Source organism: Ruegeria sp. H3 (genome assembly GCF_056533095.1).
Genome location: NZ_JBQFOD010000009.1, coordinates 62763 through 75035 on the forward strand (window position 1 = coordinate 62763; position 12273 = coordinate 75035).

A 12273-nucleotide genomic window follows, 5' to 3' on the forward strand; every position below is an offset into this window, starting at 1 on the left:
CTATGATGCGCGAAATCCCAAGCGCGGCGGGCGGCATTCTAAGCTATTTCACCCGACACCGGACGGTCGCCAATCTTCTGTTACTGGTTATGCTCGTTCTCGGGGCGGCAGCGATCCCGAACATGCGCGCGCAGTTCTTTCCCGATGTCATTCTCGAACGGGTCGATGTCAGCGTCGAGTGGGAGGGCGCAGGCCCCGAAGATGTTGATAACGGTATCGTTCAACTGCTGGAGCCCGAACTGCTGGCGGTCGAGGGTGTAGCCAGTACCACAGCTACTTCACGAGAAGGGTCCGCGAACATCCGGCTTGAGTTCGAAGCCAACTGGGATATGTCCCGCGCCGTCGAAGATGTTCGGACCGCCGTTGATAGTGTCACGACCTTGCCTGAAGACGCCGAAGAACCCTCGATCCGGCGGGGGGCGTGGCGCGATCGTGTAACGGATGTTGTGATCACCGGCCCGGTGGCACCTGACCAGCTGGCAAAGTTTACCGATGAACTGATCAACAGGCTGTTCGCTGCGGGTGTTACACGCACCACGATCCGAGGTTTGGCTGCACCGCGCGTGGTGGTCGAGGTTCCAACGGCGCAATTGATCGCCAACGACATTGCCTTGTCTGACATTTCCTCGGCCATTGCGGCCGAGGTTAACGCCAGCCCCGCCGGGGACGTCACGGGCGCCAATGCCCGTATCCGAACAGGTTCGGAGAAGCGCACCCCGGAAGAGATTGAAGGCATCGCGCTGCGCAATTTTGCAGACGGTTCCAAACTGTTCGTGGGTGATGTCGCGCAGATCCGGGTTGAAGGGGTCGACCGCAATCGAAGCTATTTCGTGGGCGAAGATCCGGCCATGTCCATCCGGGTGGATCGTTCTAATCTGGGCGATGCCATCGGCATTCAACATCAGGTCGAAGACGTGGTGGCCGAGATGCAGGCCAGCCTGCCCGAAGGCGTCACGGTCGAGTTGATCCGGACGCGGGCGCAGTCGATTACAGACCGTCTGGACATTCTGATCGACAACGGCCTTGTCGGACTTGGGCTGGTTGTGTGCCTGCTTTTTCTGTTCCTCAATGCGCGGATTGCTTTCTGGGTGGCCGCAGGCATTCCCGTCGCGATGTCAGCCGCCATTGCGCTGATGTACCTAGGCGGACTGTCGATCAACATGGTCTCTTTGTTCGGCCTGATCATCACCCTAGGCATTGTGGTGGACGACGCGATCGTCGTGGGCGAACATGCTGATTTTCGTGCCCGTCGTCTGGGCGAACCACCTATGGTTGCGGCTGAACGCGCCGCCCGGCGGATGGCCATGCCGGTCTTCGCGGCGACTTTGACAACCGTGATCGCATTCTTCGGCCTGACCCTTGTCGGTGGTCGGTTCGGAGAGCTGATCCGGGATATCCCATTCACAGTGATCGCTGTACTTGCGGCCTCTCTGATCGAGTGTTTCTTGATCCTGCCCAACCACATGGCCCATGCCATCGCCCATTCGGCGAAGGAGCACTGGTACGACCTGCCCAACCGGGTGGTCAACCGCGGGTTCCGCTGGGTGCGGGATCGCCTGTTCCGGCCCTTCATCGCCTGGGTGGTCTGGGCACGCTATGTGGTCGTTGCCTTGATGGTTGTCATTCTGGCCAGCCAGATTGCCCTGTTCATCCGGGGCGATGTGAATTGGCGGTTCTTTAACGCGCCCGAGCGCGGTTCGGTTACCGGCAACTTTATCATGGCCGAAGGGGCGACCCGTTCCGATACGTTCGAGATGATGCGCCAGTTGCAGCAAGCCGCCGAAGAACTGGGCGCAATTTACGAGGAACGCCATGGTCGCAATCCCATCGACTATGTTCTTGCCGAAGTTGGCGGCAGCGCCGGGTTTGGCCTGTCCGCCGCCGAAGGCAAGGATGATGATCTGCTGGGCGGCATCTCGATCGAACTGATTGATGCTGACTTGCGCCCATATTCCAGTTTTGAGTTTGTGGGCGAGCTTCAGGATTTCGTGCCCCGCCATCCCAAGGTCGAGCTGATCAGCTTCCGAGGCTGGCGGTCCGGCCCCGGTGGCGATGCCATTGATGTGCAGTTCTACGGTTCAGATGTGAACACGCTCAAGGCTGCGTCTGAGGACCTTCAGACTGAACTGTCGAAATACCCCGAGGTTTCGGCGCTTGAGGACAATCTTGCCTACGACAAGGAAGAGTACATTCTGGATCTGACCGCGCAGGGGCAGGCTTTGGGCTTCCGCATCGAAACTCTGGGGCGCGTATTGCGCAACAGGTTGAACGGGATCGAGGCTGCGACCTTCCCGGATGGGCCACGCAGCGCTGAAATCAGGGTGGAACTGCCCGAGGGCGAGCTGACGGCTGACTTTCTGGAACGCACTCTGATGCGCACACCCGATGGGGTGTATGTGCCGCTAGCCGATATTGTCTCGGTCGAGCGGAAATCCGGCTTCTCAACTGTGCGGCGCGAGAATGGGCTGCGGGTGATCTCGGTGAATGGCGACATTTCCGAGGATGATCCGACCCGCGCCGCAGAGATTGAACGCGCGCTGAATGAAGAGATTCTGCCCAATATCGCTGCTGAACGACAGGTCGAATGGCGCATGGCAGGGCTGAGCGAGCAGGAAAACGAGTTCCTCTCCGAGGCGCGCACGGGTCTGATCCTGTGTTTGACCGGGATCTATCTGGTGCTGGCCTGGGTCTTTGCCAGTTGGTCCAGACCTCTGGTGGTGATGGCCATTATCCCGTTTGGCTTGGTGGGTGCGATCTGGGGGCATTATATTTGGGATGTGCCGCTGAGCATGTTCACGGTTGTTGGTCTGCTGGGCATGACCGGGATTATTATTAACGATTCAATCGTTTTGGTGACAACCATAGATGGCTATCAGCAGGAACGCGGTCTGGTGCCATCGATTGTCGAAGGCACGGCTGACCGGTTGCGCCCGGTGATGCTGACGACGCTGACGACAGTGCTGGGTCTGACACCGTTGCTGTATGAAGGTTCTCAGCAAGCACAATTTTTGAAGCCGACCGTTATCACTCTGGTCTACGGCTTGGGTTTCGGCATGTTGCTGGTTTTGGTCCTGGTTCCTGCCTTGCTGGCTATTCTGAATGACGTCTCCCGTCCGATGACTGCCATGCGCCGCGCCATGCGCGCACCAGATCGGGTGATGCAGGGCGCTGTCGCGGCCACCGGGGTCGTGCTGATGCTGTGGTTTGCAGTGACTATGGTGTGGCCTGCAGTTGCTGGTGCACCGATGGGCATTCTCTCTGCGCTCTACCCGGATGAGGGCGGCGCGGGTGTCTTGGATATGGGGCTGGGTGCGTTTTTGGCCGGAGCACTCCCGATACTGGCGCTCAGCTTTGCCGCGTCGGGATTGCTTTATGTGCGGTTGAAAGGCCGGGTCGGCACTTAGCCCACGCGCAGGGCCCGTTCCAAAAGCTGGGGCACGCGCGCGCTCATCTGTAAATCACCCTGTCGTATCTGTTCAAACGGAAACCAGCGCGCGTCCAGCGCGTCATCGCCGGCTTTGGGTTCGCCCGACTGATAGCGGCAGGCCACGCCGACGAGTAAGTAGTGTGAGATGACTTCTCCTGCCTCATCCCGTCGCAGCAGATCCAGATTGTCCAGATAGTGCAGCGGTTCCGCGGCGACCGAGGTTTCTTCGAACAGCTCCCGCTGCGCCGCCTCCAGAACGGTTTCGCCCCATTCCACATGGCCGCCCGGAAAGCCCCAAAGCCCACGGTCGGGCTGTTTGCTGCGTTGCACCAGCAGGACCTGACCCTGATGCAGAACAACGGCCAGCGCACCGATTTTTGGGGTTTGGCTCATGTGATCAGCCTGCGCTGCAGCCCTGAATATCGACCGCGTGGTTTGCGCCCAGAACCGTGATCCGAATTTCGGACCGATCCAGCGCGAAGGGCGCGCCCGAGGCGTTGATAACTTCCGCCGTTGCAATCAGCGTGCCGCCCTGACGCACTGTTTCAGGCTGCGAGGCCCAAAGCACCGGATTGCCCGGTTCGATCACTGCTATTTCCTGCCCGCCAGCCGAGGGCATGGTCACGCGCGCTTCGATCTGCACGCCGTCTGCCGTAGGTGTCAGGCTGCATCGTGCGGCTGAAACATTGGCTTCGCCAGCGGAAAACGGGCGTTGAGCCAGTGCTGCGGCAATGGCCGGGTTGCGGTCGGCCTTGGCGCTCAGCGTGTGGTCGAAATCCAGCCGCTCGGGAACGCAGACATCCTTGCAGACGCCCAAATCCATCTCGCCGCGCAGGCGAACAGGCTTGGCAGGGTTTTTCGGCGTGATCTCGACCGGCAAAACCAATTGATCCTCGTACCCGATGGATTGCAGCCCATTTTGGTCAAACACATCCGGGGCAGGCCATGTGATCGACACATCGCCAACATTGCGCGACCCGGTCCAGTCAAATTGCGGCGGAATCCCCGCATCCCCCGGCGCGCGCCAATAGGTTTTCCAGCCATCCTGCAAGGTCAGGCGCAATGCCCCCAGATAGGTGCCGTTGGTGGTCCGACCCCCATCCAGAACGTCCAGTTGGACGACATCATCCAGCTGCTGCGCCGGGGCAGGCGAGACGGCACATAGGCAAGTCGCAACAGCGGCGGCTATGGGTTTCTTGAACGCGATCATGCCCTATACATGCGTGGTATGCGGATGAAATCCAAGTCACGTTCGGGTCACCGGACTGAAATCTGCCAAAAACCTCAGTGCCATCTTGCCAATCCCTGCGCTGCGAGGCCATTGTTGAGGTGCCATTTGAAAGAGACCCCGCCTCATGGACCTGACCGGAAAACTGTTGATTGCGATGCCCGGCATGGGTGATCCGCGTTTCGACCATTCGGTTGTTTATATGTGCAGTCATGGTGATGACGGCGCGATGGGCTTGATCGTGAACAAACCCTCAGACCTGCGGATCAAAGCCTTGTTAGGGCAACTGAACATAGCCTGTCGTATTCCGGTGGTGGGGGAACGGCTAGTGCATTTTGGTGGCCCGGTCGAGATGTCGCGCGGCTTTGTCCTGCACAGCGCCGACTACGATGCCAATCTGCACTCGCTGCAAATCTCGGATGATTTTAGCATGACCGCAACGCTTGACGTGCTCGAAGATCTGGCATCGGGCCGGGGTCCGCTGAACTCGATGGTCACGTTGGGGTATTCCGGTTGGGGGCCCGGTCAGCTGGAGGATGAGATCGCCATGAATGGCTGGCTGACGGCTGAGGCGAGCCCGCAACTGGTGTTCGATGTCCCCGATGACGACAAGTGGGAGGCCGCGCTGGCCACGCTGGGTGTCGATCCGCTGACCCTATCGGCCAGCGCCGGGCGTGCGTAGTCAGCTGTCGCGCGGTGCCGCAGCACGGCGTAGGCGGTCATTGATGGCAGACCCCAGATCGTGATCGGGTATCGGGGACACAGCAATAGGTCGGCCCGTTTCATTCAACCTGTGCAAAGCGGCAAACAAATTGGCGGCGGCTTCGATCAGGTTTCCACTCTCAGAAAGGTTCAGGTCGCACTCGACCGGACCAAAGCCCAGCAAAACCTCCTCGCCCTGCTTCGACAAAGCGTTCAGGCGGACGGGGGCGTCCGGGGCGTAGTGGGATTGCAGTTGTCCCGGTGCGGTCAGGTTATCCCCGGCTTGGTGCAGGTGCAGGCGTGTGTTGAGGGCGGTTTCGATATCCTCAAGCGCGATACCGCCGGGGCGCAACAAGGTGGGCTCCCCGGCCAGCCCAACAATGGTCGATTCCAGCCCGACACCACAGGGGCCGTCATCCAGAATGGCAGAAATCCGGCCGCCAAGCCCTGCGCGCACATGATCAGCGGTGGTGGGGCTGATCTGGCCAGATGGATTGGCAGATGGGGCTGCCACTGGGCCGTCAAAGGCAGCCAGCAGGTCCCGGGCGGTTTGGTGGGCGGGGACGCGCACAGCCAGTGTTTCCAACCCTGCCGTGACCAGCGGAGAGATACCGTGACCATCACGCAAGGGCAGAACCAGTGTCAGCGGTCCGGGCCAGAACGCATTGGCAAGCGTTTCTGCATGGACTGACCAGTCGACAAATCGCCGGGCTGCCTCGACCGAGGCGACATGGGCGATCAGCGGGTTAAAGCTGGGTCGTCCCTTGGCCTCATAGATCGCGGCGACCGCCTCGCCGTTCCGGGCGTCGCCACCAAGGCCATAGACGGTTTCGGTCGCAAAGGCGACCAGCAAGCCCTGCCGCAAAAGGTCTGCGGCCCGTGCGATGCCGCTTGGGTCCGCTGTCAGATCGAGAGTCGTTGGGATCATGTCTGGTGACGCCGCGTTTCGGTTGCTCGGAACATAGGGAACGTTAGGTAATGCTTCCAAGCCTTGATGCATACCGGTGCAGTGTCGGAAATCCAAGCCCGCCTGCAAACAGCCGATCAGACAGCTCCTGAGGGAAACAATGCCATACCGCGCGCCGCTTTCAGATTATCAGTTCCTGTTCGAAAACGTTGTGGGGTTCGATCAGATCGCCGCGACAGATCGCTTTGCGGATGCCAGCCCCGATGTTGTCAGCGCGATCCTGTCTGAGGCGGGCAAGATGTGCGAAGAGGTTTTGGCCCCGCTTCAGCGGCCCGGTGACCTGACGCCCGCACGTCTGGAAAACGGTGTTCTGCGCAGCTCGCCCGGGTATACCGATGGCTGGACCGCGATTGCCGAAGGCGGTTGGATTGGCATCAGTGGCGATCCGGAATATGGCGGCATGGGCCTGCCAATGACCATCACCACCGCAGTGAACGAGATGATGAGCGCAGCCTGCCTGTCGCTGCAACTGGCCCCGCTGATGACACAGGGACAGATCGAGGCGTTGGAGCATCATGCCAGTGACGATCTCAAAGCGCTGTACCTGCCCAAGATGATGGCGGGTGAATGGTCTGGCACAATGAACCTTACGGAACCGCAGGCGGGGTCTGATGTTGGCGCGTTGACCTCGAAAGCTGAACCCAACGGGGACGGCACCTACGCAATCACGGGGCAGAAAATCTATATCTCATGGGGTGACAACGACTTTGCGGGGAATGTCTGCCATTTGGTTTTGGCGCGTCTCCCGGATGGGGTTCCCGGCACCAAAGGGATATCGCTGTTTCTGGTGCCCAAGTTCATTCCGGATGCCGAGGGCAATCCGGCCGTTGCCAATGATCTGAAGGTCGTCTCGCTTGAACACAAGCTTGGCCTGCACGGCTCACCGACCTGCGTGATGCAGTATGACGGTGCAACCGGCTGGCTTGTTGGCAAAGAGCATGGCGGTATGGCGGCTATGTTCACAATGATGAACAACGCGCGTTTGGGCGTAGGCGGTCAGGGCGTGGGCGTGGCCGAGGCTGCATATCAACACGCGCTGGCCTATGCGATGGATCGCAAACAGGGCAAAACGCCCTCGGGCACCATCATAGATCATGCCGATGTACGCCGGATGTTGGCAGAGATGCGCGCCGACACCTTTGCCGCGCGTGCGATCATGCTGGCGAATGCGGTGGCCATTGATATGGCGCAGGCCACTGGGGATGCCGATTGGGCTGCGCGTGCCGCGCTGTTGACCCCCATTTGCAAAGCCTTTGGATCACAGACCGGGATGCGCGTCTCGGAAACAAGTGTTCAGGTGCATGGTGGCATGGGCGTGATCGAAGAAACCGGGGCGGCTCAATACTATCGTGATGTCCGCGTGGCGGCGATATATGAAGGCACGAATGGCATTCAGGCCATGGACCTTGTTGCCCGCAAGATGATGGATGGGGGCGAAGCCGCCTCGCGCCTGTTGGATGAGATCGAAGACCATGCCGAACAGGCCCGTGCCACGTTGCCTGATCTTGCCGGTCCAGTCTGGGAAGCAACCGAGTCCTTGCGTGAAGCAACCGAATGGATGGTCAGCCAAGGGGATATGAACAACCGATTTGCCGGGGCGCATGCCTATCTGAGTGCTTTTGCCCGCGTTCTGGGCGGGCATTACCACCTCAAGGCGGCATTGGCCGATCCGGAAGGCGCGCGGGGCAAGCTGGCGCGGTTCTACATCAACGGGTTGCTGCCGCAGTATTCCGGTCTTTTGGCGCAGGCGCAAAACGGGGCCGAGGACCTTTTCGCGCTCAGTGCAGATGATCTGGCGGCTTAAAAGCTGAATGGCGGTGTCGATGATCGAATATCCCTGGCCCGAACCGCCCGCACCGGGTGAGGCGATTGAGATTGCCGAAGGTGTCTTGTGGATGCGCTTGCCGCTGCCCATGGCGCTGGATCACGTCAATGTCTATGCGCTGGACGATGGGGATGGCTGGACCTTTGTGGATACCGGGATTTCATCCGGGAAAACACGCGCGATCTGGCAGCAGTTGATGTCCGGTCCGCTTGCGGGCAAACCCGTCCGCCGCGTGCTGGCGACCCATCATCATCCTGATCATGTCGGGAATGTGGGTTGGTTTCAGTCTGAACATGGCGCCGAACTTCTGACCAGCCGAACCGCCTGGTTGTTTGCGCGTATGCTGACATTGGATGTTCAGGAAAGCTGGCCCCAGGAAACGCTGGACTTCTACCAAAGCGCGGGCATGTCTGCCGAGGTTCTGAACAAGCGCAAGGCTGACCGGCCCTTCAACTTCGCCGACACGGTATATCCGATGCCATTGGGGTTCACGCGGGTGAAACAGGGCGATGTTCTGCGCGCAGGTGGGCGCGATTGGGATGTGCATATGGGCAACGGCCACGCGCCGGAACATGTCACACTCTGGAGCCGAGATGACAATCTGGTGCTAAGCGGCGATCAGATCCTCAGCTCGATCAGTCCAAATCTGGGTGTCTATGCTACCGAACCCATAGCTGATCCAGTCTCAGGTTGGTTAGAGGCGTGTGAACGGCTGGAAGGGCTTGCGCGGGCCGATCATCTGGTTCTGGGGGGGCATAAGCTGCCCTTTACCGGTTTGCCCCTGCGTATGCGTCAACTGATCGACAACCATCATGGTGCGCTAAAGCGCCTGTTGGATGATCTGGACACACCCAAAGCTGCGGCGGATTGCTTTGCACCGCTGTTCAAACGGACCATTCGTGAGGGGGAATATGGCCTCGCGCTGGTCGAAGCGGTTGCACATATGAACCATCTTTACCACATTGGGTCCGTCACCCGGACGCGCCGCGCAGACGGAGCCTGGGTCTACCAACGCAAAGGGTAAAGAATGCAGGACGAGATCGAGACCTCAGCCGAGGCAGCCGAAGCGGCGGCGCTGCCGCGCTGCTATGAGGTGCACGCCAATTCCGAAGCCGAGTCTGGGTCGAAGCCTTTGCCGGAACCATTGCAGAAACCGGTTGAAACCAAAAGCCCGGCGCAATGGGCTTATGAACGACTGATCCTATACATCCAGAACTTCGAAAAGACACTGGATGGCGATCATGAGGTCGCGATGGGCTTCACTGGCGGAGACGCGGGTGTGCTGCGGATCGAAGGCATGGGCTATTTTGATCCTGATATCATCACCTTCTACGGCTCGGACGGGGCCGGTGGCCGTACCCAGCTGGTGCAGCATGTCAGCCAACTGAATGTGATGTTGCGCGCCTTGCCGAAATCGGTCGAAGACAAACCAGCCAATCGTATCGGGTTCCGGCTGGCCGCCGATCTGGAAGAAAGCTGACTTGCAATTCACGGCTACGCGGCCTTGAATGATCCCATCATTCAGGAGGCCACGACGTGTCATATGTCTCAGTCATAGTTCGGGCCTATTCTGGTGCCTGGGCCCGGCGGCAGACCTTTGTTCCCATCTACATTGCAGTGCGCCTGCTGCTGATCGCACTCATTGCGCCGGCTATCGCCGCAGCGATCAATCTGGCAGTTTCTCTGTCTGATCAGTCGGCGTTGACGGATCAGGATATCGCCACCTTCATCCTATCGCCCGCAGGGTTCATCGCGGCCCTGGTCGTGCTGAGCCTGTTTCTGATGGCTGAGGTTTTCGTCTTTGCCGTCATGGCAGGCTCTCTACGCATGGATGAACCTAACCCGTGGCGGGCGGGCAGTTCCGCCATCCGGCTGGTGGTGTCGCGCCTGCCAGCCCTGTTTGGGTTTGCTTGGCGTTTTATTCTGCGCGTTCTGATTCTGGCACTGCCCTTTCTGGCCATCTCAGGCCTGATCGCGTGGTGGGCGCTGACGGAATACGACATCAACTACTACCTGACCTTCCACCCGCCCGCCTTTTGGATTGCCGTTCTGCTGATCGGTGCGCTTGCACTGGTGATGGCTTGGGTTCTGATCCGCAGATTGTCGGCATGGGCGCTGTCGCTGCATCTTGTGCTGTTCGAAAATGTCCACCCGGCGCATGTGTTTGGGGTCAGCGCGATACGGATGGAGGGCCGTCAGGGACGATTGAAGTTGTCTTTGGTTGCCTGGCTCGGCCTGCGCCTTGTGATCGCTGCGGCAATTGCGGCGATTGCCGGATTTCTGTTTGCGCTGGTTCCATTGCAAGGCAGCGATCACCTTCGGATGGCATTGATCTATAGCCTTGTGATCGCGGGGCTTTGGTCATTGTCGGGGTTGGTTCTGGCGGCAACGGCTCTGGGCGCGCTTGCGTTGCTGTTGGACGGGTTCTTTGAACCTCAGGTCGCGGATATCCCGCATCCTGAACCGCGTCGTCTCCGCCTGTCTCTGATCGGCGCCGTGGGCCTTTCGGTGATTGCGCTGCTGGTCGGCAGCTGGTTTGGCCATCGCCTTCTGGAGCAGGTACAGGCGCCCGATCGGGCTGAGGTGATCGGTCATCGTGGTGCTGCAGCGTTGCGGCCCGAAAACACGATGTCCTCGGTTCTAAAGGCGATCGAGGATGGCGCGGATTGGGTTGAGATCGATGTGCAGGAAACCGCGGATAATGAGGTGATTGTTGCGCATGACAGTGACTTCATGAAACTGGCGCAGGTCGATCTGAAGGTCTGGGATGCCACGATGGAAGACGTGGCAGAGATCGACATCGGCAGTTGGTTCGGCCCCGAATATGCGGATCAGCGCACCCCAACGCTGCGCGAAGTTCTAGAAGCCGCAAAGGGCAAAGCCAAGGTTATCATCGAACTGAAATACTATGATCATGACATCGATCTGGAAAACCGGGTGATCACTCTGGTCGAAGAGTTCGAGATGCAGGATCAGATCGCAACGATGTCTCTGAAGTATCCTGCAGTACAAAAGATGAAATCTTTACGTCCCGATTGGCGCGCGGGTGTTTTGGCCGCAACGGCAGTGGGGGATTTATCTGGTCTTGAAGGCGATTTTGTCGCCGTGAATGCGGCGTCGGTCTCTCCGGGGTTGATCCGTTCCGTGCACGACGCGGGCAAGGATATCTATGTCTGGACGGTGAACGATCCACTGCAGATGTCTGCCATGGCGTCGATGGGCGTTGACGGGTTGATCACCGATCGCCCGGCAATGGCGCGAGAGGTTCTACGGATCCGGGCCGAGATGGGCCCGGCTGAACGCCTTCTGCTGTGGCTCGCCACCACCTTTGGTATGCAGGTCGACACCCAGGCGATGCGCGATGCAAGCCCGTAAGGTAGCGGTGTTGCTGATCTGCCTATCCGGCGCTGCGGCGGCTCAGGATTTGATACGCAGCGTAGAGATGCCTGCACACCGCGCTTTGATTGCGCAACGGGGCACTGTGCCTTTGACACCGTTTGAAACAGATGGCTGTTCAGGCGGCCTGTCGACCAGTTGGCGCTGGGTAGCAGACACTTTCCCGCAGATCGGCGACCTATTTGAGGCCCACCCCCCGTGGGAGGAATGCTGCGTGATCCACGACCGGGCCTATCACAATGCGGGCGCAGCCTTGCTGCCCGAGGACAGCTACGACGCGCGCCTGTCTGCAGATCAGACCCTGCGCGCCTGCGTCAAGGATCATGGGGACACACATGCCGAGGATTATGCCCAGCGTTATGACATGACGCCGGATCAAGTGCGCAACGTTCATGCGCTGACGGCAGATGCAATGTATGGTGCCGTTCGGTTCGGCGGCGGACCTTGCAGCGGGCTGCCGTGGCGCTGGGGGTTTGGGTACCCGGGGTGTTCTGTTTTTGGAGATCGCACCCCTGCGCGCGAATGACGTCGTGACAGCCCCTGCCTTTTCGATTATCCAACATGAAAACACGCGAATTGGGATTCTGAGACTCATGGCTGACCACAAGCACGGCGAAATGGACATCACCGTTCAAACCAAAACCTTCAACGGCTTTATCAAAGCCACAACCTGGTGTGTCATTGCGATCGCCTTCCTCTGCCTATTCCTGGCGGTTTTCGCAGCGTAA

The 12273-nt window shown here is 59.5% G+C and carries 11 protein-coding genes; 8 read left to right on the plus strand and 3 right to left on the minus strand.

What is annotated here, in order from left to right:
• The first annotated feature begins 2 nt into the window (after window positions 1–2).
• Window positions 3–3404: an efflux RND transporter permease subunit gene (locus tag ACR0JE_RS12040; protein WP_480864324.1), complete on the plus strand. Its 3402-nt coding sequence runs from the start codon at window positions 3–5 to the stop codon at window positions 3402–3404.
• On the opposite strand, the gene ACR0JE_RS12045 is transcribed toward ACR0JE_RS12040, so the two are convergent.
• Together ACR0JE_RS12045 and ACR0JE_RS12050 are read right to left on the minus strand one after the other, a co-directional pair.
• Window positions 3401–3820: an NUDIX hydrolase gene (locus ACR0JE_RS12045; RefSeq protein WP_480864325.1), complete on the minus strand. Its 420-nt coding sequence runs from the start codon at window positions 3818–3820 to the stop codon at window positions 3401–3403. The two genes, ACR0JE_RS12040 and ACR0JE_RS12045, sit on opposite strands and share 4 nt — an antisense overlap.
• A gap of 4 nt (window positions 3821–3824) precedes the next feature.
• Entirely contained in the window at window positions 3825–4637 is an 813-nt protein-coding gene (locus ACR0JE_RS12050; protein WP_480864326.1) for a protein-disulfide reductase DsbD domain-containing protein, read from the minus strand.
• A 145-nt stretch (window positions 4638–4782) separates the two neighbouring features.
• On the opposite strand from ACR0JE_RS12050, the gene ACR0JE_RS12055 reads away from it, so the two are divergent.
• Window positions 4783–5337 (plus strand): YqgE/AlgH family protein, encoded by a 555-nt coding sequence (locus tag ACR0JE_RS12055; RefSeq protein WP_480864327.1) that lies wholly within the window; start codon window positions 4783–4785, stop codon window positions 5335–5337.
• On the opposite strand, the gene ACR0JE_RS12060 is transcribed toward ACR0JE_RS12055, so the two are convergent.
• Window positions 5338–6285: an L-threonylcarbamoyladenylate synthase gene (locus tag ACR0JE_RS12060; protein WP_480864328.1), complete on the minus strand. Its 948-nt coding sequence runs from the start codon at window positions 6283–6285 to the stop codon at window positions 5338–5340.
• A gap of 139 nt (window positions 6286–6424) precedes the next feature.
• Between ACR0JE_RS12060 and ACR0JE_RS12065 the strand changes: the two genes are divergently transcribed.
• The 6 genes from ACR0JE_RS12065 (at window position 6425) to ACR0JE_RS12090 (ending at window position 12273) form a co-directional block, all read left to right on the plus strand.
• Complete coding sequence (locus ACR0JE_RS12065; RefSeq protein WP_480864329.1) at window positions 6425–8128, plus strand: acyl-CoA dehydrogenase; 1704 nt, start codon at window positions 6425–6427, stop codon at window positions 8126–8128.
• Window positions 8129–8147: 19 nt separating this feature from the next.
• Entirely contained in the window at window positions 8148–9173 is a 1026-nt protein-coding gene (locus tag ACR0JE_RS12070) for an MBL fold metallo-hydrolase (RefSeq protein WP_480548480.1), read from the plus strand.
• Window positions 9174–9176: 3 nt separating this feature from the next.
• Window positions 9177–9629: a DUF6173 family protein gene (locus tag ACR0JE_RS12075; RefSeq protein WP_353013580.1), complete on the plus strand. Its 453-nt coding sequence runs from the start codon at window positions 9177–9179 to the stop codon at window positions 9627–9629.
• 56 nt (window positions 9630–9685) lie between these two features.
• Window positions 9686–11524: a glycerophosphodiester phosphodiesterase family protein gene (locus tag ACR0JE_RS12080; RefSeq protein WP_480864330.1), complete on the plus strand. Its 1839-nt coding sequence runs from the start codon at window positions 9686–9688 to the stop codon at window positions 11522–11524.
• Window positions 11511–12071, plus strand: coding sequence for a hypothetical protein (locus ACR0JE_RS12085; protein ID WP_480864331.1), 561 nt, complete (start codon window positions 11511–11513; stop codon window positions 12069–12071). Before ACR0JE_RS12080 ends, ACR0JE_RS12085 begins: the two co-directional genes overlap by 14 nt.
• 67 nt (window positions 12072–12138) lie before the next feature.
• The gene (locus ACR0JE_RS12090; RefSeq protein WP_170535738.1) at window positions 12139–12273 is read left to right on the plus strand and encodes an aa3-type cytochrome c oxidase subunit IV; all 135 of its coding nucleotides are present in this window, start codon (window positions 12139–12141) and stop codon (window positions 12271–12273) included.